We start from the raw sequence: 25,771 nt of genomic DNA, 5'->3' as shown, positions 1-25,771 counted from the left end.
CCATGTAAAACTGATTGGCAAGGTACACTTAAAAAAATAATGGCATTTTTCCGGTCCGCCATCACCCGCTTGGATATCTTGCCCTGGAATTATGGATAAGTGCAATAGATACTAACATAATAGGCTTTTTAATCGCAGGCAAGGGGGAATTGCTAAGCCTGGCCAGTTCTTCTCTTGGGTCAAATCCGATTATGGTCTGGCTTTTAAGTGCCTTGGCCCGGGACCTTGCCTCATCTAAGGACATGGTTTCAGGCGTGCCTATTTTAACCTGTTTGAGTTTTCCCAGTTTGTCCCTGTATCTAAGGTAATGCGTGGACCTTCCACTGGACCGCACTTCCGGCATAAAGCCTGCAATCTGTGAGTCGAAGTAATCAACTTTTGCCTTATCTGTGGGTAGTGTTGGGTTTTGTACAAAATGTGGTTTTAGATCTACTTTGGGCATAACTGCCTCCTTTTCAAGTTATAGGTTCCTTTAGAACTTACAAGTAACTGGAATCGTGTTGCTAATAAAATCAGACGGTTATAATTTTCACATTTTCACGATTTTTGCTTATGATTGATGCACATTTGCCAGAAAAGTTCCGTCAAAGATGAGAGCGTTACGCCCGGCACAGCTTCCTGCCCGGAGGCTTACAGCCCGGAGGGGGACTGTCCCAATTTCCAGAAAAGTGACAAAGTCTTAAAGTTACTCACAGGTTCGGTCCTGGTCCGCCCGGGTGAGGAGCTTAAAACGAGAAACAGGGCAGTATTTTGAAACAGGAGGCCCTTCATGGATGCTTTTGGATGTGTCAGGCATGCAAAAGAGCATAAACGCTCTTAAAATGGACGTTAGGGGGCTTAAATTGGAAATGCATAAAAACCACCAGCCATAAAGCCAGTGGCTCTCAGTAAAAAAGAATATTTTGTCTGTCCCTCATGGTTGTGTTTTGTTGTCCCTCATGGTTGTGCTTGTAACAAAGGAAGTGCTGGGGGCTGTCATTGATATAAAAAAATCACCTGGCAAAGGAAGTCCTTGACAGCTGGATGGAATTTCCTGAAAAATTCAATGTATTTCATAAGCCTGATGCGGGCTTTGTTCACAACCCAAATTAAACAAGGATCGTTAAGTTGGGGCGATAACTGGACTTTTCAGGCTGAGGCTGACGGGGGAAGACTGAAGACTGAAGATTGAAAATTGAAGGCTGAAGGGGTAAGAATAAGGTTCATGGGCATTATTGCTCTTTAAAGGTTAAAAACCTTTCTTGTTTTTCACTACGGCTACAGGATTGGATCGGTAAGTTGCTAAATCAATAAAAATGAGAGAGGTTTCAGTGTAATGGCGGTGACCAAAAGGAAAAACGGTCGATGGCAGGTAGTCTTCAGAGACTATAATCAGAGGGTGGTTAGCAAGTATTTGCTTAGAAGCTCCTCACCTGGACGGACCAGGACCGAACTTGTGAGTAACTTTACGAGTCTGTCACTTTTCTGGAAATTGGGACAGTCCCCGCGAGGTACTATAAAAAAGATTGATACTGCATTGGTTCCTGGAAGAGATTTGCTTTGATGACAAAATTTACACAGCGAGGGACAGTCCCTGTGCCAGGCGAAAAGCTCTCATCTTTGACGGAACTTTTCAGGCAAATGTGCATCAATCATAAGCAAAAATCGTGAAAATGTGAAAAATATAACCGTCTGATTTTATTAGCAAAGCGATTCCAGTTACTTGTAAGCGTGCAGGGTAAAAAAAGATGCGTGTGTTTATGATGCCGGGATAAAAGCTATGAAGGCAGCACAGAAAGAACTGTCTGAAACACGTAAAAACAGTTTACTATCATCCCGGACCTGACCAGTAAGCCCGCAGGAAAAATAACTCAGGGAGATGTGCTGTCTGTAAAAGAAAAAAGGGGGCTAACGAATAACTCGTTAACCCCCGTGAATTCGTGGTCGGGATGAGAGGATTTGAACCTCCGGCCCCTTGAACCCCATTCAAGTGCGCTCCCAGACTGCGCTACATCCCGTGAAATTTACTCGTTAGTGCTACACTGTTATATTGTCAATATTTTTTTCATTGCCAATTAATATTAAAAGGAGGAAGTAATGGATAATAGAGCTTCCAACAATTTTATGGCAAGTATCATTGTCTCTCTTGCCATTGTGACAGCAGCCCTGGTGCTGAGTTCAGGTATTGAAGATTTCCGCTCATATGACAGGTATGTCAGTGTGCGCGGTTTTGCCGAGCGTGAAGTTCAGGCTGATCTTGCTTACTGGCCCATATCATTCAGTGCTGCCGGCAACAATTTGCAGAGCATCCAACTGGAGCTTGACGCATCAGCTGAGGCTGTGTTCGACTTTTTAGAATCACAGGGCCTTGGCGGAGCAGAGGTTTCAGTTTCTGCACCACGCATAACGGATCAGCATACTTTTGGTTTTGCAGAGCACCAGCAACCGGCTAACCGCTTTACAGCTCAAAGTGTAATTACTGTCCGAACTAATGATGCAGCAGCAGTCAAAAATGCCATGTCAGCAGCAGGAGAGCTTGTATCCAAAGGGGTTGTGCTGATCCATTCCTATGAGTTTCAGCCTATATTTGAATACACCGGACTGGCTGAGATCAAGCCTGAAATGATTGCTCAGGCCACCCAGGATGCCCGACAGGCAGCCCAGCAGTTTGCTCGTGATTCCGGCAGCACTGTGGGGGCTATTCGCAGGGCGAGTCAGGGCCTTTTTACAATCAATGATCGTGATCCTTTTACCCCTGAAATTAAGAGCGTTCGAGTTGTGACCAGTGTTGATTACTTTCTGGAGGAATGAAGTCAGCTGTCTTCAGCAATGATTAACAACCGAGACAGGGGGCATGAATAATTTTGAAAATGAAGAACACTTCGGTTCTGATTACGGGTGGAGCGGGTGGGCTGGGCAGTGCTTTATGCTCAACTCTTGCGAGAGAAAGTGTTGGCAGGATCATTATTTGGGACCATGACTCAAAAGCTGTGCAGATAATGCAGAAAAAATATCAGAACAGCAGTTTTGAGTTCATCATACAGACAGTTGATGTTGCTGATCCCAGGCAGATAAAAGCTGCATTCAGTCAGCTGGGCCTGGCCGGCATCACAATTGACCTTCTCATTAACAACGCGGCAATGGCTCACAGCAGTTTTTTCAGCAAGCTCCATGAGCAGGATATATTGAACTGCCTTGCAACTAATGCTGCCGGACCCATGTTAATTTCTTCAATCCTTCTGCCGAAAATGATGCGAAAGGGCAAGGGGCATATTGTTAACATCTGTTCAGCTGGAGCCCTCATCCCGCTTCCAGGCATGTCAGTGTATGCTTCATCCAAGGCTGCGCTTGCAGCCTGGAGTGAGGCTCTGCACAGGGAGCTTGCAATTGATGCCTCGCCAGTTAAGGTTACCACTGTTTATCTGGGGCATTTATCAACGCCCATGTTTTCTCATGTTAAGGGCGCGGCCTGGATGCTTAGACTTGACCCTCAAAAGGTCTCACGCAGCATAATTGCGGCAGTTAACAAGGACCGCTGTGTTGTTTATATGCCCTTAATGATAAGATTTGCGCATATGGCTAAGGTTGTACTGCCCAAATCCTGGTTTGATGTTTTTTTTCGCATGCTTATGCTGAACAGCTTCATGAAAACTCGTGAAAAGGCTCGCTGATGGATATTGATAAACTTTTCAGTCTTCAAAATGCTTTTTTTCTGTCTAATGAAACCAGGTCGCTGAGATTTCGACTCAACCATCTTGGGCAGCTTAAACTGGCGGTTCAAAAGGCGGAAAAAGATATCCTGCAGGCCCTCAAGCTTGATCTCGGCAAGTCAGAACTGGAAGCATTCAGTACAGAATTATCTGTTTTTTATAATGAAATTGATTTATGCTTCAGTAAACTTAAATCATGGTCTAAAGTTAGAAGAGTCCCCACTAATTTGATCAATCTGCCAGGGGCAAGCCGCATTATTCCAGAACCGTATGGTGTGTGCCTTATTATTGGACCCTGGAACTACCCGTTTCAGCTCACCTTCTGTCCACTGGTCTCAGCCCTGGCTGCAGGCAACACTGCGATAATAAAACCAAGTGAATTATCTCCAGCCGTTACCCGGATCAGTGGTGAAATCATTAATTCACTATTTTCACCTGAGTATGTGCGTGTGGTACCTGGAGGAGCAAAGACTGCTGCCAGGCTTTGTGCCCTGCCTGTTCATAAGATTTTTTTCACCGGAAGTACCAGGGTAGGAAAACTGGTTGCCTCAGCAGCTGCTGTTAACTTGACCCCGGTTACTCTTGAGCTGGGTGGCAAGAGTCCGGTTATTGTAGCTTCTGATGCCAACTTGCCTCTTGCTGCGAGGCGCATAGCATGGGGAAAAACCCTCAACGCAGGGCAGACCTGTATTGCCCCGGATTATCTTCTGGCCCATAAAAGTATTGTGCATGAGCTGCTTGAGGTTTTAAAAAGTGAGTTCAGCAGATACATCCGCAGTGTACCTGGTTCTGACCAGGATTATGCAAAAATTGTCAATTATAATCATTACCGCAGGATCTTATCCCTTGCTGATCGTGATAAAGTGATTTTTGGAAACTTTTCAAACCCTGATTCGCTTTATATCTCACCGACAATTCTTTATCCAGTCACTTTCAGTCATCGTTGCATGCAGGAAGAAATTTTCGGTCCGCTCCTGCCTGTTATGGAGTATGAAAATATTGATGAAATTATACACCAGATCAGAAAACTTTCCAAGCCACTGGCACTATATGTGTTCAGCTCCACCAGGAGCAAAGCGCAATATGTGCTGGATCACGTATCCTCGGGCGGTGCAGCTGTTAATGATGTGATTATGCATGCTGCTAATCATCATCTGCCTTTTGGAGGAGTAGGGCAGTCAGGTGCAGGGAGGTACCATGGCCGGGCTGGATTTAATGAATTTTCTAATCTAAAGAGTGTTTTATATAAACCATCAGGATTTGATGTACCGTTGCGCTATCCTCCCTGGACAGCATGGAAAAGGAAGTTGATGAGTTTTTTTCTTTGATAAAGGCTTTGCAAAACTCGGGCAGAAAATTGCGCATCACCCGGGGGACCGGGACCGAACCTGTGAGTAACTTAATCTTGCCTGTCCATGATTTTGACTAACGGGCTCAGGGCTGGTCAAAGAGGCAGTAATGGCGAAAACAAATCATGATGCAGGCTTTATCTGAAGGTAAAATAATGTGGAGAAGAGATACCCCATTTTTAAGATAAAAGGACTAACCAAGGTCTACACCATGGGTGAAGTGCAGATCCATGCTTTGCGTGGAGTTGATCTAAAGCTTTACCCGGGTGAGCTCATAGTTCTGCTCGGAGCTTCAGGCTCAGGAAAGTCAACTCTTATCAACATAATTGGGGGGCTTGACTCTGCAACAGAGGGTGATGTTTATTTTAATGAAAATCGCCTGTCATTTGCCAACAACCGTCAAATGACGCGTTTTCGCAGAGAACATATTGGCTTTGTCTTTCAGTTTTACAATCTTATCCCCAGCCTGACTGCTTTAGAAAATGTATCCATTGTAACTGAAATATGTTCTGATCCCATGGATCCCGGTGATGCTCTGAGCATGGTGGGTTTAAAAGACCGTCTGCATCACTTTCCTGCACAAATGTCAGGAGGCGAGCAGCAGCGCGTTGCTATAGCTCGGGCCATTGCCAAAAAACCCACTGTTTTAATGTGTGATGAACCTACAGGGGCGTTAGACTCCAGGACAGGCATCAAGGTACTTGATGTTATCCAGCAGGTCAATGCCGGCATTGGAACTACTACAGTAGTGATAACTCATAATGAGGTTATTGGTAAAATGGCTCATCGCATCGTAAGGATAAGTGATGGACGCATATCCGGGATAATTACCAATGAGCACAGAGCTTCTCCTGAGGAACTTGAGTGGTGAGCGTACTTAACCGTAAGCTTGCGCGAGACTTACTCAACTTCAAGGCTCAGGCTGCTTCCATTGCTGTAGTTGTTGGCTCAGGTGTAATGGTTTTAATCCTGTTTGCTACAACACTTGATTCCATCAGGCAATCCCGTGATGATTTCTACCTCTCCAACCACTTTGCACATATTTTCACAGAAGTTACAAGAGCGCCGGAACTTTTAGCTGAGCGCGCTGCCCGTATTCCGGGCGTTAATATCGTGGAGACAAGGGTTGTAGCCCCGGTAAGAATTGAAGTTTCTGGGTTTAACGATCCCATACGAGGCACAGTTTTATCTATCCCGGACGGTCGTCAACCTTTGCTTAATCAGCTGCATATCCATCAAGGGGTTCTGCCGCCAGCACATTGTGATCACCGGGTAGTTGTCAGCGAGTCGTTTGCCAATGCGCACGGACTAAAAGTAAGTGACACATTCAAGACCGTAATCCGGGGGAGAATGCAGAATCTGACCATTTCAGGCATCGGACTTTCACCGGAGTATATATATCAGGTGGGCCCGGCAGACATCATTCCTGACTATGAGCGCTACGCCATTATCTGGATGAATCGCAAGGCTCTTGCCGGGGCATTCAACATGGAAGGCGCCTTTAACAGTCTGATCTTGTCAGTACAGGCTGGAGCCAATAAGAACTCCATCATTGATGCTCTTGATCTTCTGCTTGAGCCTTACGGATCAGTGGGTGCTTACCAACGGATTGATCAGCTGTCACACCGTTTTCTTGATCAGGAAATTGATCAGTTGCGCGTGATGACAGTGGTCCTTCCAGCCATTTTTCTGAGTGTTTCCGCTTTTCTGCTGAATGTATTACTGGCAAGGATAGTCAGAACCCAGAGACAGCAGATTGCTGTATTAAAAGCGTTTGGTTATCAAAACCATACCATTGGTTTCCATTTCATTAAGCTGACTTGCATAATTATTGTTGCCGGTTCTCTGCTTGGAACACTGCTTGGTATGTGGGCTGCCGAGGCAATGGCAGTTCTATATGCAGAATATTTCAGATTTCCGGAACTCTCATTTAAAATGCGGGTTGAGTTTATTGTTGCAGCTGTGTCTGTTGCGTTTGGAGCCGGATTGCTCGGCACTGTTCGCGCAATCATGGAAGCTGTGAACAGACCACCCGCTGAAGCCATGCGGCCACCTGCTCCAGAAAAATTTACAAAAGGGGTTATGGACTCACCCTTGCTTAGTAAATTTATACACCAGCCAACCAGGATAATTATTAGAAATCTAACGAGGCAACGCGCCAAGACACGTATGTCCATACTTGGTATTGGCCTTGCCGGGTCACTTCTTGTTCTTGGCAGTTTCCAATTCGGGTCTGTGAACCACATGCTGGATACACAATACAACCTTATATTGAAGATGGACGTTCAGGTGGAGTTTGACGAGCCTGCTTCCCTGAGCGCTGTAGCCGGGCTTTCTATCCTTCCAGGAGTAATGTATGTTGAGCCTTATCGTGATGTGCCGGTGAGGCTCATACATAATCGGTCCCAGTTCAGAACAAATATCTCAGGTGTAAATCAGCAGCCAGTGCTCAGATCAATTCTTGACAATGATTACCAGCCTGTAGAAGTACCCCTGGATGGCCTGCTTATTTCTAACTATCTTGCTGAATACCTGGAAGTCACTATTGGCGATGTGATTCAGGTGGAGATTATGGAAGGCCGGCGCGGAATTTATGATATCTCTGTTGCAGGAACAGTTCAGGAGCCCATTGGTGTGAATGTCTATATGCACAGGCCTGCACTGAATAAGCTTATGCGCGAGGCCCCGGCTATTTCAGGAGCCTGGATGCTGACTGACACACAACTCAATGACCAGCTGTTTGCCAGGTTGGGCCAGATCCCCAAAGTTGCAGGTATCTCACAACTTTCCAAGGCAGAGCAGAATATCAGGGGATATATAGATACTACTATACTGTTTTTCATGTTTATATTGCTCGTGCTTTCAGGTTCTATAGTTTTTGCAGTAGTATACAACAACGCCCGCATTGCCTTTGCTGAAAGAATTCGTGAACTTGCAACTCTGAGAGTTCTCGGTTTTACCATGGGCGAGATTTCATGGATTCTAATCGGTGAAATGGTTATTTTGTGTATTATTTCCATCCCCGCAGGATGGGGTATTGGAATTTGCTTTTCATACTTTTTGAATCAAATGATGGCAACGGATCTGTTTAGACTGCCTTTTGTGCTTACTCTTGACATTTTTGCCTTTTCAGCAGCAGGAGTTTTGTGTGCGGCATTGTTGTCAGTTTTTTTTATTAAGCGCCGTTTAAACAGGCTTGATATGGTTGAGGCATTGAAGGCGGAATAGTGTTTCTAACGCTGGATGTGCCCACAACTCAACTTAAACAAGGATCGTTAAGTTGTAGCAATAACTTGACTTTGAAGGCTCAAGGCCGGAGGCTGAAGCATGAGGATATAAAATAATGCTGAAAAAAATAATAATGTTTCTTTTTTTTGCTGGTCTAACTGGTGTGCTGATTTATTTTTTGCTTCCTTCACCTCCTCAAGTAAATGTTCTATCGGTGCAAAAAGGAGAATTTATTGAGTTTACAGAAGATGAAGGCGTAACATCTCTCAGACACACGTATAAAATCTCTGCACCTCTTAATGGTTTTATGCAAAGAATTGATCTTGAAGTCGGGGATAATATTCAGCAGGGCCAAAAGCTGTTCAGCGTTGAACCTGCTCCGGTTCAGGCTCTTGACCTTAGAGCTCATCAACAGGCCCTGCATAATCTTGAAGCTGCTGAATCAAGATACAAGGCCATGATTCAGACCAGTGAGTCAGCCAGACATGAGCACAGCCTGATTGTTAAGGAATATCAGAGGAACAAGCTTCTCTTTGAGCAAAATTTGATTTCTCAGGCACAAATGGACAGATATGAAGCTGCATTCTATCAGAGTCAGGCCGGCCTTAGGGCAATTTTTCATAACGTTAAAGCAGCTGGATATGAAGTCAGTAACGCCAGGGCTGTGCTGGATATTGCCGCTGGATCAAGGTTTGGTGAAAACAGTTTTCTGTATATAAAATCACCTGTCTCCGGGGTTATAATAGGGCGAGAACGTTACCAGGAAGGGCCTGTTATCTCCGGGGAGTCCATTCTTAAAATAGCTGATTTGAATCAGTTGGAAGTCAGGGTTGATCTTTTGTCAGTAGAAGCAGTCAGAATAAAACCCGGCATGGAGGTTATCATAGAGCACTGGGGTGGTGAGCAGGCATTAACGGGTGTGGTCAGAATGATAGAACCTACAGGGTTTACAAAAGTTTCCGCTCTCGGTGTTGATGAGCAACGGGTGCCGGTCTATATTACTCTTAATACCCCAAGAGATGATTGGCAGAGCTTGGGGTACGGTTACCGCGTTGAGGCCAGGTTTATTATTTCAAGATACCAGGACGCAGTCTACATTCCAACCAGTGCATTGTTCAGGCAGGATGATAAATGGACTGTTTTTGTCATAATTGAGGACAGAATTTTTTTCAGGGCAGTAGAACCGGGAACGCGCAGCGGTTTGTTTACCATGATTGAAGAAGGCTTGGAACCAGGAGAACTTATAGTTAATCATCCAGGGGATAATTTGCACGATGGGCAAAAAATTGAGGTCAGGTAGATCTTGTCAGCAAATAAATTTGGATAGATATCTGGTCTCTATTCTCACATGGCACGGCTTCCTGCCCGGAGGCATACAGCCCGGAGGGGGACTGGACTTTATGGGGAGGCAGAATCCAGTCGTCTAAGTTTTAACCTTCTGCGGGATGCAGGCTCCAATGAGGGGACCGGTACTCAGAAACTTATCTATCCATCATGATTAAATGTCAGAAAAATAAGTTGTGCAAAAGCCAGTCCCCAGTCAATGTATAAGCGGTGCTGTAGCGTTATCTATTGGAGAATTTTGAACTCGGCTCTTCTGTTCTGAGCCCAGGCACTTTCATTGGAACGAGGATCCAAGGGCCTTTCTTCGCCGTAGCTTATGATCTGCAATCGCTGAGAAGGTACTCCCAGCAGGATCAGAAACTCGTAGGCTGCTCTTGCTCTTCTTTCGCCAAGGGCAAGGTTGTATTCGGCTGTACCTCTTTCGTCGCAATGTCCTTCAATGACTAAGCGCAAAGTGTCGAATTTTTTCAAATTCTCGGCAATCTTCTGGAGTTCCGACCTTGCTTCCTGGTTTAGTTCGTAAGAATCAAACGCGAAGTGGATGCGAGTAGCCAGAATGACATCAATAACCTCTTCAAGAAGCTGCTCATCGCTTACGCGGTCTCGTTCCCGGGCCAGCCTTTCCTCCTGCAGTCTTCTTTCTTCAAGGGCCTGCCGTTCCATCTCCTGTCTTCTTTGTTCTTCAGCCAGTCTTGCGCGTTCCTCTTCGCTCAACTGAGCGTGAGGGTCCCGGGGGGTATCTACAGTTTGTTTGCCGCAACCAAAGCTTAAGACCAAGGCAGCGAGCAAAGCCAGCAAAATAAAATACCTCTTCTGATTCATAACTTCCTCCTGTACATTCTAATCGTAGTTTAAAACACGGGTATGGATAAAAACAAAAAATTCTGTAATGCAGGATCATAGCATTTGGATCGCTCCAGTCTTGGTGCGAGAATAAACCTGTAGCCATCTCTTCCCTTCCCTCTTCAGCCTTCAGCCTTGCCTAAAATTCAGGCTCTCTTCCCCAGGCTGGGGCAGTGGCATGTCCGTCGCCTGTAGGTATAATTATTGGAGAGTCGCCGTTGCGGGTAGTCAGGTAAAGCCTGTAGCGTCCATCTCGATTGGATGAAAAGGCAATAAAGTATCCGTCTGGAGCAAAGCTTGGGTCCTCATCATTGCCTGGACCAAAGCTCAACTGTCTTTCTCTCCCTGTTTCGAGATCGGTCAGAAATATTCGGTGTCCATCCGGAGTTTGCCTTGTAAACGCGACATATCGACCATCAGGACTAATGGTTGGGTTGGTATTGTATCTGCCATCATAAGTAACCCTTTGTACCTGGTTGGTGGCCAGGTTAATAACAAAGATATGAGGATTACCGAGGCGGCCAGATGCAAAGGCCATTTTATTCCCAGAACGATCAAAGCTGGGCGAAACATCTATGGCCCAATGTTCCATTATTGCTTTGTCCATGCGAAAATCTCTGTCTAACCAGTAAATGTCCGGTCTTCCCATGGGATCAATGCTCACGCTGAGTCTTCCGTCTGGAGCAAAAGCAGGGGATATGACTGTATTGCCAGGTAAATTATATACACTGACTTCATCTGTGCTCCTTGTCCAGACTCCAAGAGAGTTTCTGTTGTCCTTGAGCAGGGTAAAGGCGATTTTTTCACTGTCAGGAGACCACTCAGGACTTAGTGCTATGGCATTCAGACTGGTGATCCTTCTAAGGTCATGCCCCAAAGGAGTAACAGTCCAGATTTCCTTTATATCATCATGTTTGCGCTCAAATGCGATCTTTGCCTGGAAAAAGCCACCATGACCGGTGAGGTAATCCATAAGTTCGGCACAAAAGCGACGCACCATCAGATGAATTTGATCGGGTTCGTGAACCGTATAGGCTTTTCCCAGGACCATACGTTGCCCAAACACCTCAAAGGCCCTGAGCTCCACAGACCCTGGCAGCCCAGCCTGCTGATCCACGCCAATAGTAATGAGCATATCAACCCTGGAAAGATTGAATTTTCGAAAATCAATATCTGCTCCACGAACCCCAGCCACTTCAGGGCCTCCAAGAATTTCAGCGTCACGGGTATCTCTCAGAAAGGGCAGCAGGCGTAAGTTCTGTCGTAACAGATTGCGGATACGTTCAGGATGCTCATTATCCTGGAAAACGTCATGGCCAAGGGGCAGAGCAGGTGCAATGAAAATATTGATCTGGTCTTGACCTGGTCCGAAGATGTCAATTTTAAGGCTTTCCTGGGCCAGCAGAGATGAGTTGGACATGAGCAGTAAAACGCTCAACACGATTAAAAAAGTAAGTTGTTTGGGAAGAATTTTTTTTATAAGCATATTTTAACCTTATTATTTTTTGAGATCTAAGTGGGCTATAAGCGTAATTTCTGTTTGGCTGCGCAGGTCCTGGAGGTTGAAGTCAATTATCAGTGTTCTGATTCTTGTTGTAGGTGGTTCAGGCAGTTGTGCGGTATCCTCAATGGCTCGCAGGGCTGAATGGTCAAAATCCTCTCTGCCTGAGCTTCGGACTACACGGGAACTGATAATCCTCCCGGTCTGATCTATGCCAACCTCAATTCTAACCACAAGGTTGGAAGAACCTCCGATTCTCGGGTATCTCCAGTTACGTTTGATCAGCCTTTCGGCTCTTGCTGCATAAATTTCCTGAAGTCCGGCCTGCTCTCTTGGAGCCTGTCCCTGGGCCTGTCTTTCAACGTCTTCTCTAAGGGCTGCAAGCTCTTGAGCCAGCCGCTCCTCTGCTGAAGGAGTTTTATCCTGTGCTGGCTCAGGGGGGGGCTCTGGCGCAGGAGCAGGCTCGGGTGGAGGCTCAGGTTTGGGAGCTGGCTCAGGCTCAGGCTGCGGCTCTGGTTCCGGCTTGGGTTCAGGTGTTGGATCCTGAGGTATTTCCACTTCTGCAGGTTCAGGTTCAGGCACTGGCTCTGGTTCCGGAGGAGGAGATGGTTCAGGAGGTGCCGGAGGGTCTGGTGCTGCAGGGGCAGGTGGGTCAGGAACAGGTGCTGGTTCTGGTTCAGCCATATATACAAGCTCCACCATGTGTACCTTGCGGTCAAGGTCAATGGGGTGCTGTTTTGTAATGCCGGTATAAGTAACCGAAACAATGATGAAAATTAGATGCACTGTAATAGAGACCAGGAACGAGGCTAATTGCATAGTGTCAGTCCTCTTCAGGGAGGGCAACAACTCCAAGTCGGTCTATTCCAGCTTCTTTAATTCTTGACATTACATTAACCACAAGTCCGTATGGAACCACTTCGTCAGCCCGCAGGTAGACAAGTCTGTCCCGGTCCTGAACTATTCTTTCCAAATGCGTAGCTATCTGACTTAATTCCACTTCATACTCATCAATACTGATTTTATTTTCCCGGTCTATGCTGATGACTAAGTTGTCATGATCTTGTGGCAGGGTTTCAACGGTTGTGGTTCTTGGCAGATCAACCTCAAGACCCTGGGTGAGCATAGGAGCAGTGATCATGAAAATAATGAGCAAAACAAGCATTACATCCACAATGGGAGTAACATTAGTCTGGGTAATAAATCCCTTACCCAGGGGATCAAAATCCATGATTTTTCCTCCAAAGCAACATGAGAGTCAGATATTTTTCTGCCCGGTGGTTTACTTATTTCGTAATAGTTTAGACCGTTGGATGTAGCATGGGGCCCGGAGTGCCTGTCCCCTGCTTACCTTAAAAAAGGCAAGACTATTATTTTTTTTCCATCCAGGGCAGTTCACGCTGGGCCCGGTTCAAAAAAGATCCGGCAAAATCAATAAGATCGGATTGAATGTTGTTGAGCCTTTCCCATAGAAGATTATAAAATATGGTAGCCGGGATTGCAACTACCAGCCCGAATGCAGTAGTAATAAGAGCTTCAGATATGCCTGGAGCCACTGTAGCCAGTGTAGCACCTCTTTGCACCCCAATGGAATGAAATGAATTCATAATGCCCCAGACCGTACCGAGCAGGCCTATAAGCAGGGATGAGTTGGCGCAAATGGCCAGAAAAGTCAAAGATGAGGCAAGTCTTTTCAAATGAGAACTCACACCCTGGCGCAACACTCGTCGCACATTGTCCTCAGCTATGCGAAACTTGACACTGGCAGAGAGATTACTTTTTTCCAGTTTCTGAATTTCCTTGAGAGCAGCCAGGCCAATTTCATAAAGGGGCGAATGAGCACTCTGGCGCGATGATTTCATGGCTTCAGCCAGATCAGCGGCCCGGTCAAAGTTTTCTATTTGTTCCTGAACTACAGATCTGAAACGCTTGAAGGTAATAAATTTGAATATAATTATGGTCCAACTGGACACAGACATAATTAAAAGAACAAGCATGATGAACTGTATCAGCAGGGATGACTGGACCACCATGGACCAGAGACCCTGCTCTGGAATTAAGGTATTCATACGTTCAGGCCTTTTTATGCTTAGCTTGTGTTATTTGTTAATATATGGTGTTCTATTTTGCTTAAAATTTCTGGAAGGGCGATTTCTGCAGGCATGTCCAGTTTGATATCAGACAAACCGTCGTAGGCCGTGGAGCCGAGATTGATTTCTATCACAGTGCCGCCATTGTTTTTGACCAGGGTTGGTATAATATTGGCTGGAGCTACTTCGCCGGATGTGCCGATGATCACTACAAGATCCGTCTTGTCTGCATATTCACGGGTTTTATACATAGCCTGTTCAGGAATGCTTTCACCAAAGAAAACCACAGCTGGCCGAATGATGCCCTGGCAATCCATGCACAGCCAGGGGATATCATTCTTTGTAAGATCTAAGGCCATGACAGATGGATAGGTTTTAGCGCATGAATTGCAGAAAAAAGACCCGCAACCTCCGTGAAATTCAACAACTTCCTTGCTTCCTGCCTCCTGATGCAGGTTATCAATGTTCTGGGTAATGACTGCCTTGATTATTCCTGTATCTTCAAGACCAGCCAGGGCGCGGTGGGCTGGATTAGGTTTTGCCTGGGCAAACATTTTAACAGCATCCAGTAGAAACTCCCACACTCCAGCCTGATTGTTTCTCAGAGCCCATTCAGAGCATACTGATTCCGGATCAAATTTTGACCATAATCCTCCAGGACTTCTAAAATCAGGAATACCGCTGGGTACTGATATGCCGGCTCCGGTCATGGCAATGGCAAAATGGGATTTTTGCAGGGCTTGAGCAGCCTTTGTGCAAAGTTGTTTCTGGTAATCTTTCATGTTTTTTAGGTCTAAGGTCTTCCAGTTAAAATCAAAACTATTTCGCTATTCGTGTAGAACCTGCTTTGGCCAGGATGTCAAGAGAGTTTTGTTCAGCCTGAAGATACTCCTGTTCACTCATGCCGGCTCCAAGAGCGATTTTGTAGCGCATTTCCTTGCTTACAAGATCTCCCGGGGCATGGGCATCATTGTTGATAACCAGTTTAAATCCATATTTTCTCGCCATGGATAAAACATGACCATTGGTCAGGCTGTGCCCCTTTCGTGTAGTTATTTCCACATAAACTCCTTTGTCTGCAGCAAGCGAGGCGTCTTGTGGAGTCAGCAAGCCTGGATGGGCCAGCACGTCCACCCCGGCCATAATTGCTGCATGATTTGTACCTGCGGCAACAGGCTCAACAATGGTCTCCCCGTGCACGACAACTATCTGGGCACCAAGATTTCTGGCTGTGTCCATGAGCTGGGGAATAAGGGCCGGAGGTACATGAGTCAGTTCAACTCCGGCAAGAATTTCAATTTCAGTATAAAGCGAATAATCATTGACCATTTTCTGCAGGTTGGAGAGAATATGCTCAACATTGGAATGGTCTGCATGGTCGGTGAAGGCAATGGCCTTATATCCAATGGCTTTAGCTCGTCTAGCCAGTTCTGCAGGGATAAGCTCCCCGTCGCTGTAAACAGTATGCATGTGAAGGTCTATCAATTGCAATCTCCGCTGGAAAAAATTTTACATCTTGTACTTGGTGTCATCAAGGCTATATTTTTCGAGTATTTCTGTCCATTTTTTGCCTTCTTCGTCGTTTAAAACCACCTGATAATCACCGTTATTTTCTTTCATAATCTGTTCCAGGATAGTTTTATTAACCAGGATGGGAGCCTTGGCCCGCACTGCCATGGCAATGGCGTCAGAAGGTCTGCTGTCTACCCGGAACTCCTTGTCACCATGAGTAAGAACAATTACTGCGTAGTAGGTCGAGTCCTTGATCTCGCTGACCTCAACATGCTGGAGCTCTGCATTGAGCTGTTCCAGCGAATTGAGAAACAGATCATGAGTCATGGGTCGGGGCAAAGTCATGCCTTTAAGAGGCAGAGAAATAGCCATGGCTTCCATGGCCCCGATCCAGATGGGCAGAATATATTTATCAGTGCTGTCTTTAAGGATCACCAATGGCATATTGGTTTTTTCATCCATAGCCAGTCCGAAAACTTCCATTTTTATCATCATAATAATGCTTCCCCCTCTAAAGAATGTTTTTTGGCCCTGGTGAAGATGACTTCAACTATCCGTCCAGTCTGATCTTCAGAAGTGTTGAAAAGAATATTTACCACTCTTCCTCCGGAATCTCTTCCTTTCCAGAATACAGCTTCGGGGGCCTGCTTTTTGCTCAGTCCCTCAATCAAAATCTCATCTTTACGTCCTATTCTGGACTGTAATTTTTTCAATGTCCAGTCTTCCTGTAATTTTTGAAGGATCTGAAGTCGCTCTGTCTTGACTGCTTCGGAAATTTTAGGCTCCATTTGAGCCGATCTGACACCGGGACGGTCAGAGTACTTAAAAGAAAAACTTGAATCAAAACCTACCCGGTTCATGACATGCAGGGTGTCCTGAAAGTCACCATCCGTCTCGCCGGGAAAACCTACCATCAGGTCGGTGGTCATGGTTATATCAGGGCAAGCCTCACGCAACATGTCAATAAGATTAAGATATTGTTTCTGATTGTATTTTCTGCCCATGGCCTTGAGGATATTATCTGAACCTGACTGCAGGGGAAGGTGAAGCGAAGGACAGAGGTTGTGCAGGCTTTTAAAGGAGTTGATTACATCTGAGCTCATGTCTTTGGGGTGTGACGTGGTAAAACGCAACCTTTTCAGCCCCGGCAAGGCATCAATGAGTTCTAAGAGTTGTGCAAATGTTACATCTTCTGCATGATTATCCTGTCCATAACTGTTAACATTTTGCCCAAGAAGGGTGATTTCCTTGACTCCTCTTGCTATAAGTTCCTGACATTCCTGAACTATATCCTGTGCAGCCCTGGATTTTTGTCGCCCACGGGTGTAAGGAACGATGCAGTAAGCACAAAAATTGTTACAGCCCTGCATAATATTGACATAAGCCTGAGGAGGCAGGGTATCAGGCAGATAATTGTCACGCTGCGGATAATGCTCAGAAAAGTCCAGAAGACTCAGTTTGAGTTTATCATGGTCCAGAAGACGCTGCAGGGCTGATGGAACCATAACCAGACCATCAGGTCCGAAAACCAGGCGTACAAAAGGAAAACGTTCCAGAAAACCTGTGCCCACCTGTTGAGCAACGCAACCGCCAACACAGACAAACACCGCAGGATTACGTTCGTATTGATCTCTTAGTCTGCCAAGAAGACTGTAAACCTTTTGTTCAGGCTTTTCCCTGACACTGCAGGTATTGACGATGAAAAACTCAGCTTCGTCTTCCTGCTCAGCCACGACATGCCCCTGTGCGTTAAGGGCCTGTTCAAGCCAGATAGAATCGGAGACATTCATCTGACAGCCAAAGGTTAGTATCTGATACTTCATTATAGTTAACTGCTTATCTTTTGGCCAAGGTATATAGTCTAATGCGGGCTTTGCCAGCAACCCCCCAAAAAAAATTAACCGCCCGTTCGAAGACTCACTCAAGACGCTAAGGACGCAAAGGAAGAAAGAAGTTTTTTCATTTGCCGGGGAACGGCAAATGAAAAGGCTGCCTGTTTGAGAACCGAAGCCCGGTTTTCAAAAAAAAGCTACTGTCTTTAGCTTTGAGATCTTGGCGCCTTTGCGGTTCAAATTTTCTTGTTATTTATGACTGGGTTTCAGGAGTAAGTCGCTAAAGTCCAATGTCCAATGTCTTCAGCCTTCAGCCTTTTGCCTTCAGCCTTTTGCCTTCAGCCTTTTCCATCCTGAATATTGATCTAATCAGCTTGAGTTGCGGGCAATCTCAACTGCTACTCCAGCTTAGCTTTAATACACTCAAGAGCCTTTTCAACCGCCTGTTCCAGCGTCAGATCATCATTTTCTATGACGCATTCAGCATTGGGATCTTTTTCAAAAGGGACATCAACTCCAATTACCTGACCTAAGCCTGAGAAATCCTTGCCAGTTTTTTTTCTTTCCAAAGCCTTGGTATAAAGATCCGCCATGACAAGACCTTCAGGGCGTTTAGACTCACGCTGCATCGCAGTCTCTAAGGAGCAGGCTATGTGTATTTCTATAAACCGGGAAATAAGGTTTCGGGCCATGTCTCGCATTGTTTTTTTGGGAGCAGTTGCGTCCATAATAACAAAGTGGCCCTGTCCTGCAAGATCAGCTGCTTCTTCTGCAAAAAGCTGGTAAGCCTTTTTTCTTTCTTCGCTTGTGTAGCTCGGTTCAGGGAAGTATTCTTTGCGGCGTTGATCCATTTGCAGGTGAACAGCATAAAGACCTTGCTCTTTAAGCCTTTCATAAACTTTTCGGCTTATGCTGCTTTTGCCTGATCCGGGCAGTCCGGTAAACCAGGCTGCCTGTCCCTTTGATGCGGAATGTATAGTCATCTGACTTAAGTCCTTTGCTGTATGCGGTTTACCCTGGCGGCTCGGGACCAAACCGATAAGTAACTGCCTTTATCAATGAAGTCTGCAGTCTAAAGCGGGCTGTGCCCGCAGCCCAGTTATCTGTTATTTGTTAATTGTTATCAGGGTAAGGGAGTAAATTCAGGCTCTTGTTCTTCAACAATTAACTGATAACAATTTTTTATGACAGGGTTAAAAGAGTAAATAACTAAAAAAGCGCTGGGAGCCACCTCCACATGCATTATCCTCTCAGATAGCGATTAATATTTTTGTAGTCAAAAACATCATCATCCAGGATTCCTTCCATGAAGCGAAACAATGCCTGCCTGACTTCCAGGGGATGCCCGGGATACCATTGGGGAGAGGCAATTACTAATCCTCGGAATACATAGAAAGGGGCAATAACTTCAAGTATTTCCCGGTCATTGGTAGCTTCAAGATAAGTATCCCAAAGAGATAAGTAAAGAGTTTCAAAGTCACCTTTAAGTTCAGGTCCGGAATAAAGAGAGTATAATAAATAGTTGCAGGTCATGGTTGAGACGTCATCAGCAGGATCGCCCCATCTGCCCCGACTCCTGTCCAGCACATAAAAATCGCCATCATCTTTGATTAGAACATTCCATGGATGAAAATCACCATGAACATCACTCAGGCGATGACTGTAATTTCTGAGTTTCCAGCGCCAGCTGACAAGTTTCTGCTCCAGTGCAATACAGCGCTCTGCAGGAAAATGCTCGTAGGGATGGGGGTAACCGTCAAGGATGCCAAAGATGCACTCGGAATCTCCTAACAGCTGGCGTATTCTTCGTTCGTACAGGTCAGTCTCCGGGCTTTTGACTGAATGCACTCTGGCCAGCCAGCGAGCAAATTCTTTAGTGAGCTGTATGTCCTTATCTTCAATACCTTTATCCTTAATCCTCTCAAGATCCAGAAAATAGTCATTGCCTTCAACTTTTTCATTAAGGATAAAAAACTCCTTAACGTCTTTAACAGGAACAAGGGTTCCGGACTCGTCAATGTAGCCCATTCCCATGGGATTAACATGTTTTTCCATAAGATTGCCGGTTTCGTATTGAAACATGAGTATGGCTGCTCTGTCCCAGTAAAATTGATGACCGTACTTATCTCCTTTCATGGCTGAAATAACTGCCTGTTTTGGCTGTCCATCCTGCTGAAATTTAACCAGCATGGGCTTGCCGTAGCCAAAGTCTTTCATGCCCTGCTCATCCAAAGAACCTATTTCTCCAACTCCGGTGAGTTCTACATTTCCGGGTAGAATGGCTTTGAGGTAGTTTTCAAGATTTTCAAGTTTCATATCAAGCATTATTGACCTTCCTTTTAAGTAACTACATTTTTATGTCAATTATTTCAAGTTGTTATGGTTGTCAGTTTTTTACGATTTTTCCTTAAGATTCACTTACAATTACCAAAAAAGTTCCGTCAAAGATGGGTACTTTGCGCTTGGCACAGGGACTGTCCCTCGCTATGTAAATTATTTCATTAAAATCGATTTTTGCCAGAAACCTATGCAGTATCAAACTTTTTAACGTTTCCTCGCGGGGACTGTCCCAATGTCCATAGATGAGACTCATTTTCAGTTACTCGCAGGTTCGGTCCAGGTCCCCCCGGGTGAAAAGCTTTAAAATAGCTATGACTGGCAAGTTTAAGTTTTCAGTTTTTGAGAGGCTCGAAATGCTCCCGGTCTGACTGCATATTCAATCAAGAACATTATTTTTCAATGGTTTCCTGTTTAATCCAGTCCAGAAAGTCCGGGTTGCCCCCTGTGACTGGCAGGAAAACCACGCAGGGACATTCATAGCTGTGAATTTGCTTGACTTCCTGAAGCAAGGCCTCTTTTAATGAGTCAGTTGTTTTGGCAACAAGGACGGTTTCCCTGTCAGTTTCAACTTTGCCTTTCCATTTGTACATGGACTGCATGTTTTCAAAAATATTGACGCAAGCAGCGAGCTGCTTGTCTACAAGCGTGCTGCCAATTTTTTGTGCTTCAGCGAGATCCGCAGCTGTGATATAAGCAAATGAATATGACATTTGAAAAAACTCCTTCAGCACTACAGCAGCATTTAATGCTCCCTGCTGCATTGTGTGCTGGTTTGCTTTAAAAATAGTAAGCCCTCACGCATCCAAGTGTTGCTGTTTTTTGTTTCATATTTTCCTGCTTCTGTCTATGGTCAGGTTTCGGTCAATGATCATTTACTGATGCGGGCTGTGGTCACTGCCCAATTTAAACAAGAATCGTTAAGTTGGGGCGACAACCCCTGTTTTTCAGGCTGAAGACTGAAGACTGAAGACTGGGCATTATTGCTTTTGTCAGGTGGAGGATTTAAAAAAACTTTTTTTTGCTTCAGGGTTGAGGCGGTAAGTTATTAAGGTATCCTGCAATCAAAGGGATTCTGCCCATAACACTGCAACGACACCTTATTTAAGCTGGAAAGGGACTGGCTCTTTTGTCGCCGGATAGTCAGGCTGTTGAATGGTTTAAGTTCCGCAAAAGTGTATGACACCGGCGTTTGAGGTTGTAATCAACACTAAACGTCGCTGTAGTGATAATAAAACTGGAGAAAATATCTTGAAATCAGAAAGGGGGAAATATGTTATTCAATACTGCAGAAAATAAATATGAAAACCGTTTATATCCTGAAATTGATAAGACAAGGCCGGAAAAATTAGAAAGAGCAACCTTTGCCCTGGGCTGATTCTGGGGGCCGGACGCCAGTTTTGGCGTTATTGAGGGGGTATATTCTACCTTGGTAGGATATTGCGGGGGAACAACTGTCAACCCAACCTATCACCGCATTGGTGATCACATGGAAAGCATACAGATAGAGTTTGACCCGAGTATCATTTCTTATGATAAGCTTCTGCGTATATTTTTCCAGGAGCACGATTACACTGCACAACCATGGTCGAGGCAGTATATGAATGGTGTATTTTACCACTCTGAAGAACAGAAACAGAGTTTAGCCCGGGCTGTGGAGGCTATGCCGGGGACCGTCAGAACTGAGATTGCCGAGTTTACTGCATTTTTTGCTGCTGAAAATTACCATCAGAAGTTTTATCTGCAGCGTCATGCTGAGCTTATGCAGGAATATCAGGTCATTTATCCAGAATTTACAAGGCTGGTAAGATCAACAGCTGTGGCCAGAGTGAACGGTTTTCTGGGCGGGTATGGTCATTCCGGATTACTTCAAAGCGTACTCTTTGACCTTGGTCTTTCAGAACAAGCCGGTATATTTCTCCTGGAAAGGCTAAGAATGCGTGAAATTTCGGGATAGCTTCTGCTTGCATTAGCTGTCTTGGGACGTGTCCGGGCAAATACTTCCACCTGTCTTTTGACTATGCTGGTGAATAATTCTTTACTTCATCTTTTGAAGAGGTGAATGTCTGCATCACTATAGCGACACTTTGTTTAAGCTGATAGGGGACTGGCTCTTTTGCTGCCAGAAAGTCCGGCTTTTTTACGGTTGGAGGTCGGCAAAAGTGCCTGTCCCCTGCGGCCGAGGCTAAAATGTAGGCAAAATGTCGCTGTATTGTTAATCCTGGAGGTAAAATCTTTATTTACTGCTGCACTTTCATGGTATAGAATATTTCATGAGGAGCGGGCTGTGCCCACAACCCAATTTAAAAAAGGATCGTTAAGTCGGGGTGATAACCGTAGTTTTCAGGCTGAGGGCTGAAGGCTGAAGGTTGAAGGCTGAAGAATAAGGTTCCTTGGCATTATTGCACTTTCAAGGTTAAAAAACTTTCTTGTTATTTTTTCTGCAGGATTGAAACGGTAAGTTACTAACGCGGATTGTACCCGCAACCTAAATTAAACAAGCATCGTTAAGTTGTGGCTATAACTGGGCTTTTCAGGCTGAAGGCTGAAGGCTGAAGGTTGAAGTCTGAAGAATAAGGTTCCTTGGCATTATTGCTCTTTCAAGGTTAAAAAACTTTCTTGTTATTTTTTCTGCAGGATTGAAACGGTAAGTTACTAAAGGAGAGACTTGTGTTTTGGAAGATTGTTTGTCTCACTGCTATCCTTTCATTTTATTTAACACCCTGTCTTGCCAATGATGAAAAACCTGCCGGTTCCAACCCCAATGAGGAATTTACCTGGGCTTTGAGTCTGTATTCCGGGCTTTATACCAGCCGTACCTTTGGACAGACCACATTCAACATACCAGGAGAAATGGAGAAAAAGTATATGCACGGACTTGGTCTTTCAAGAAAGATTCATAGTTTCTGGCAGTACTTTGCACTGGAAGCCGAAGGCATGTTTGTGGCGCACCACGGAAAGCATGACCATGGGCGACAAAACTATGAAGAATATGTTCTGGCTATTTTGCTGCGTTATGATCATTTCCCATGGAACAATTTTCTGCATACTTCTCTTGCTGTAGGAGATGGACTGTCCTGGACTTCCAGGCTGTCGAAGCGTGAAGTTCAAAGTCGGGGCAAGTCCCGGCAGTTTTTGAACTATCTAACCGTAGAGTTGGCTTTTACCCTGCCTGATCACCCAAGGTACAGCCTGGTATATAAAATTCATCATCGTTCTGGTGTGTATGGACTGTTCGGTGGTATCAGAGGGGCTTCTGACTTTTATGTTTTAGGGTTGCGTTACAGGTTTTAAAGCAACCATTTCAGTTCCCTTCCATGGAATTGACCTCAGGACATGCTCAGGCTATACAGTAGCTCTTTGCATGTTTGATAAACCGGGCATGTTTTAGTGTTGCTAACAGCAAGGTGGATGGTAATAAACAAAACAGGTAATCCTGGAGGCTAATTTGCGCGCCAAAGGTTTGATCATGTTTGCTTTGCTTTTGTGGTTTTTTTTTCCTGCCAGGAGTATGGCTTTTGATTCACAGCATGCCCCAGATTATGTTTTAGAGCAGGAGAATTATTACAGCCTTTCGCTGTCGGAAAATGATGATGACCTTGACAGCTGGTGGACCTGGCTCAAAGGCCGTTCTGCCAGGGATGCCCTGACTATGGGCATGTGGAGTATCCACATGGATGGTTCAGGTGATATTTTCGGCAGTGGAAGAAATAACGAACATAATCATCTGCTGGGAATTCAGTACAAAGGGGTTAACGCAGGAACCTTTATCAACAGTCATGATGACCGGACCTACACTGTGGGCTTGTCCAGAGAAGTTTACACCAGACAGATCAGTCCTGATGTGCGTTTTGATGCCGGATATAAATTAGGTCTGCTTTACGGTTACAAGGATAATCTTCCGAGCATCATGGATGTCAGTGGATACGCCATGCCGGTGGTGGGTCTTTCCTGGAAGCGGGTGGGCTTTGATATCGGCCTTACTCCTGTAGGGGTTTTGACATTTAATTTTCGTGTGGATATTGATCGCAGGTAATTGCTGGCAATACAGTGTCAGGGAGGAGCGCTTTTTTGATGAATAAGTTTGTATTGTCAGTACTTGGATGTGACCGTCCGGGAATAGTTGCAAAAGTAAGCGGGATCCTTACAGATCATGACTGCAACATAGAAGACTTAACCCAGACAGTGCTGCAGACAGAGTTTGCTGCTATATTTATTTTTTCCATACCGCCTGGTGTGCAGGACAATCTCTACAAGTGTCTCAAGACAGAGCTTGAACCGGATGGACTCAGCGTAAGACTGAAACGTATGGATACTGACTGTGTATTTTTGCCGGTATCAGATCCTTTTGTTGCAGTGGCCATTGGTCCTGACCACAAAGGCCAGATAGCTGCCCTGACCAGAGGAATCAGTCAATACGGATGCAATATCACTTCGATCAAAGCCATCAATCGCAGCGACCTTTATCCAGAAAAGATAGTTATTATCATTGAAATGGACGTGCCTTCCAAAATTGTCATATCAGAAATGCGACTTGAACTGGAGCGGGCTGCAAGGCAGCTGGGCCTGCAACTCAGCCTTCAGCATCAGGATATTTTTGAATCAATCCACAGGATATAAAATGCTTAGTCATAAAGAAGTTCTGGCCTTTATAGAGATGGTCAAAAACGAAAATCTTGACGTTCGAACCATTACTCTCGGAGTTTCACTGTTTGACTGCGTATCTCACGATGCTGGAATTATGCGGGAAAAAGTCTTTGCCAAAATTGTATCCAAAGCCAGATTGCTTGTGCAGATCTGTGATGAGGTTGGAGAAAAGTACGGGCTGAGAGTGGTTAATAAGAGAGTTTCCATAAGTCCTATGGCCATAGTTGGAGCGCCGTTCAGTCCCGAGGAAATGGTTCTCGCTGCTCAAACCCTTGATGAAGCAGCGCGGGAGGTGAATGTCGATTTTATTGGCGGCTTTTCAGCTCTGGTGGAAAAGGGGCTGGCTTTGGGCGATAACGCCCTTATTGAGGCTATCCCTGAGGCCCTTGCCAGGACATCAAGGGTCTGTGCTTCTGTGAATGTTGCCTCAACCAAGGCTGGAATTAATATGGATGCTGTTTATCTTATGGGCAAAACCATAAAGCGTGCTGCTGAGCTGACCAAAGATAAGGACGGTCTTGCCTGTGCCAAGCTGTGTGTGTTTGCCAATATTCCTCAGGATGTGCCTTTTATGGCCGGAGCCTATCTCGGCACCGGGGAACCGGACTCTGTTATCAATGTGGGAGTAAGTGGTCCAGGTGTTGTAAAAAAAGCCATTGACAGGGCATTAGAGGCTGATCCTCAAAGTAATCTGGGGAATCTGGCGGAAGTCATTAAAAAGACAGCTTTCAAGGTTACCCGTGCAGGAGAGTTGATCGGCAGAGAGGTTGCCTCAAGGCTTGGGGTCAGCTTCGGTATACTTGATTTGTCTCTCGCACCTACACCCAATGTTGGCGACAGTGTTGGAGAAATATTTCAGTCTCTTGGTCTTGATTCCATCGGTTCCCCCGGCAGTACAGCTGCACTTGCCATGCTTAATGATGCCGTAAAAAAAGGAGGAGCCTTTGCCAGTTCATATGTCGGGGGACTAAGTGGTGCATTTATTCCTGTTAGTGAGGATCTTAATATTGCACAGGCCGCTGAATCAGGAAAGCTAAGTCTTAACAAGCTTGAGGCCCTTACATCAGTATGTTCGGTGGGCTTAGATATGGTGGCTCTGCCAGGGGAAATTTCAGCAGAAACATTGTCCGGAATTATTGCTGATGAAATGGCCATTGGGGTAATAAACAAAAAGACCACCGCTGCCAGGCTGATACCTGTTCCGGGCAAAAAGACCGGAGACAGAGCCTGGTTTGGAGGCCTTCTTGGTGAAGCTGCAATCATGGACCCTGGCTGCAATAATGGTTCTTCAGGTTTTATTCAGCGTGGAGGTTTGATTCCGGCACCTTTGCAAAGCCTTAATAATTGAAGGAAGAAGGCTGAAGGAAGAAGGCTGAAGGCTGAAGGCTGAAGGCTGAAG

The 25,771-nt window shown here is 45.3% G+C and carries 23 protein-coding genes, 1 tRNA gene and 1 pseudogene; 11 read left to right on the top strand and 14 right to left on the bottom strand.

What is annotated here, in order from left to right; translation table 11 throughout:
* Positions 1 to 61: 61 nt before the first annotated feature.
* A complete protein-coding gene (locus LZ23_RS19795; RefSeq protein WP_045217019.1) occupies positions 62 to 442 on the bottom strand; it encodes an Arm DNA-binding domain-containing protein in 381 nt (126 codons plus the stop codon).
* Between the two features lie 1,478 nt (positions 443 to 1,920).
* A tRNA-Pro gene (locus LZ23_RS19790) sits at positions 1,921 to 1,997 on the bottom strand.
* A gap of 79 nt (positions 1,998 to 2,076) precedes the next feature.
* Here LZ23_RS19790 and LZ23_RS19785 point away from each other — a divergent pair.
* From LZ23_RS19785 to LZ23_RS19760, 6 genes are all read left to right on the top strand, one after another.
* Entirely contained in the window at positions 2,077 to 2,790 is a 714-nt protein-coding gene (locus LZ23_RS19785; RefSeq protein ID WP_045217018.1) for an SIMPL domain-containing protein, read from the top strand.
* Positions 2,791 to 2,849: 59 nt separating this feature from the next.
* The gene (locus LZ23_RS19780; RefSeq protein ID WP_045217016.1) at positions 2,850 to 3,650 is read left to right on the top strand and encodes an SDR family NAD(P)-dependent oxidoreductase; all 801 of its coding nucleotides are present in this window, start codon (positions 2,850 to 2,852) and stop codon (positions 3,648 to 3,650) included.
* Complete coding sequence (locus LZ23_RS19775) at positions 3,650 to 5,017, top strand: aldehyde dehydrogenase family protein (protein ID WP_045217015.1); 1,368 nt, start codon at positions 3,650 to 3,652, stop codon at positions 5,015 to 5,017. The genes LZ23_RS19780 and LZ23_RS19775 overlap by 1 nt, the downstream gene beginning before the upstream one ends.
* Positions 5,018 to 5,195: 178 nt before the next feature.
* Positions 5,196 to 5,909, top strand: coding sequence for an ABC transporter ATP-binding protein (locus tag LZ23_RS19770; RefSeq protein ID WP_045217013.1), 714 nt, complete (start codon positions 5,196 to 5,198; stop codon positions 5,907 to 5,909).
* A complete protein-coding gene (locus LZ23_RS19765) occupies positions 5,906 to 8,266 on the top strand; it encodes an ABC transporter permease (RefSeq protein WP_045217012.1) in 2,361 nt (786 codons plus the stop codon). Before LZ23_RS19770 ends, LZ23_RS19765 begins: the two co-directional genes overlap by 4 nt.
* Before the next feature lie 115 nt (positions 8,267 to 8,381).
* The gene (locus tag LZ23_RS19760) at positions 8,382 to 9,566 is read left to right on the top strand and encodes an efflux RND transporter periplasmic adaptor subunit (RefSeq protein WP_045217010.1); all 1,185 of its coding nucleotides are present in this window, start codon (positions 8,382 to 8,384) and stop codon (positions 9,564 to 9,566) included.
* A gap of 269 nt (positions 9,567 to 9,835) precedes the next feature.
* Here LZ23_RS19760 and pal read toward each other — a convergent pair whose 3' ends face one another.
* The 12 genes from pal to cutA all read right to left on the bottom strand — a co-directional run bounded on the left by pal (position 9,836) and on the right by cutA (position 20,438).
* Positions 9,836 to 10,432 (bottom strand): peptidoglycan-associated lipoprotein Pal, encoded by a 597-nt coding sequence (gene pal / locus LZ23_RS19755; RefSeq protein ID WP_045217009.1) that lies wholly within the window; start codon positions 10,430 to 10,432, stop codon positions 9,836 to 9,838.
* 160 nt (positions 10,433 to 10,592) lie between these two features.
* Positions 10,593 to 11,939, bottom strand: coding sequence for a PD40 domain-containing protein (locus tag LZ23_RS19750; protein ID WP_045217007.1), 1,347 nt, complete (start codon positions 11,937 to 11,939; stop codon positions 10,593 to 10,595).
* A gap of 12 nt (positions 11,940 to 11,951) precedes the next feature.
* Positions 11,952 to 12,773: an energy transducer TonB gene (locus LZ23_RS19745; RefSeq protein ID WP_045217006.1), complete on the bottom strand. Its 822-nt coding sequence runs from the start codon at positions 12,771 to 12,773 to the stop codon at positions 11,952 to 11,954.
* A 4-nt stretch (positions 12,774 to 12,777) separates the two neighbouring features.
* Complete coding sequence (locus tag LZ23_RS19740; RefSeq protein ID WP_045217004.1) at positions 12,778 to 13,185, bottom strand: biopolymer transporter ExbD; 408 nt, start codon at positions 13,183 to 13,185, stop codon at positions 12,778 to 12,780.
* Between the two features lie 139 nt (positions 13,186 to 13,324).
* Positions 13,325 to 14,023, bottom strand: a complete 699-nt coding sequence (locus LZ23_RS19735; RefSeq protein WP_045217003.1) for a MotA/TolQ/ExbB proton channel family protein — start codon at positions 14,021 to 14,023, stop codon at positions 13,325 to 13,327.
* A 20-nt stretch (positions 14,024 to 14,043) separates the two neighbouring features.
* On the bottom strand, positions 14,044 to 14,826 hold the full coding sequence (locus LZ23_RS19730) for an NAD-dependent deacylase (RefSeq protein ID WP_045217001.1): 783 nt from the start codon (positions 14,824 to 14,826) through the stop codon (positions 14,044 to 14,046).
* Positions 14,827 to 14,863: 37 nt separating this feature from the next.
* Positions 14,864 to 15,529 (bottom strand): histidinol phosphate phosphatase domain-containing protein, encoded by a 666-nt coding sequence (locus tag LZ23_RS19725; RefSeq protein ID WP_045217000.1) that lies wholly within the window; start codon positions 15,527 to 15,529, stop codon positions 14,864 to 14,866.
* Positions 15,530 to 15,553: 24 nt separating this feature from the next.
* Complete coding sequence (locus tag LZ23_RS19720; RefSeq protein WP_045216999.1) at positions 15,554 to 16,048, bottom strand: bifunctional nuclease family protein; 495 nt, start codon at positions 16,046 to 16,048, stop codon at positions 15,554 to 15,556.
* Positions 16,048 to 17,379, bottom strand: coding sequence for a tRNA (N6-isopentenyl adenosine(37)-C2)-methylthiotransferase MiaB (gene miaB, locus LZ23_RS19715; RefSeq protein WP_052507549.1), 1,332 nt, complete (start codon positions 17,377 to 17,379; stop codon positions 16,048 to 16,050). The genes LZ23_RS19720 and miaB overlap by 1 nt, the downstream gene beginning before the upstream one ends.
* Before the next feature lie 407 nt (positions 17,380 to 17,786).
* The gene (locus LZ23_RS19710) at positions 17,787 to 18,371 is read right to left on the bottom strand and encodes an adenylyl-sulfate kinase (protein WP_045216997.1); all 585 of its coding nucleotides are present in this window, start codon (positions 18,369 to 18,371) and stop codon (positions 17,787 to 17,789) included.
* 259 nt (positions 18,372 to 18,630) lie between these two features.
* Positions 18,631 to 19,713, bottom strand: a complete 1,083-nt coding sequence (locus LZ23_RS19705) for a phosphotransferase family protein (RefSeq protein ID WP_045216995.1) — start codon at positions 19,711 to 19,713, stop codon at positions 18,631 to 18,633.
* 404 nt (positions 19,714 to 20,117) lie between these two features.
* Positions 20,118 to 20,438, bottom strand: a complete 321-nt coding sequence (gene cutA / locus LZ23_RS19695; protein WP_045217072.1) for a divalent-cation tolerance protein CutA — start codon at positions 20,436 to 20,438, stop codon at positions 20,118 to 20,120.
* A 677-nt stretch (positions 20,439 to 21,115) separates the two neighbouring features.
* On the opposite strand from cutA, the pseudogene LZ23_RS19690 reads away from it, so the two are divergent.
* The 5 genes and pseudogenes from LZ23_RS19690 to LZ23_RS19670 form a co-directional block, all read left to right on the top strand.
* A pseudogene (locus LZ23_RS19690) lies at positions 21,116 to 21,682 on the top strand (peptide-methionine (S)-S-oxide reductase); the annotation flags it as partial.
* Positions 21,683 to 22,395: 713 nt separating this feature from the next.
* A complete protein-coding gene (locus LZ23_RS19685; protein ID WP_045216991.1) occupies positions 22,396 to 23,019 on the top strand; it encodes a hypothetical protein in 624 nt (207 codons plus the stop codon).
* Positions 23,020 to 23,173: 154 nt separating this feature from the next.
* On the top strand, positions 23,174 to 23,761 hold the full coding sequence (locus LZ23_RS19680; protein ID WP_045216989.1) for a hypothetical protein: 588 nt from the start codon (positions 23,174 to 23,176) through the stop codon (positions 23,759 to 23,761).
* 38 nt (positions 23,762 to 23,799) lie between these two features.
* Complete coding sequence (locus LZ23_RS19675) at positions 23,800 to 24,345, top strand: glycine cleavage system transcriptional repressor (RefSeq protein ID WP_045216988.1); 546 nt, start codon at positions 23,800 to 23,802, stop codon at positions 24,343 to 24,345.
* Between the two features lies 1 nt (position 24,346).
* Positions 24,347 to 25,720: a PFL family protein gene (locus LZ23_RS19670; RefSeq protein ID WP_045216986.1), complete on the top strand. Its 1,374-nt coding sequence runs from the start codon at positions 24,347 to 24,349 to the stop codon at positions 25,718 to 25,720.
* The last annotated feature ends 51 nt before the right edge of the window (positions 25,721 to 25,771 follow it).

Origin of the sequence: Desulfonatronovibrio magnus (assembly GCF_000934755.1) — a bacterium.
GTDB lineage: Bacteria > Desulfobacterota > Desulfovibrionia > Desulfovibrionales > Desulfonatronovibrionaceae > Desulfonatronovibrio > Desulfonatronovibrio magnus.
The sequence above is the reverse complement of the archived record's forward strand: the minus strand, read 5'-3'. Positions and strand labels throughout refer to the sequence as shown.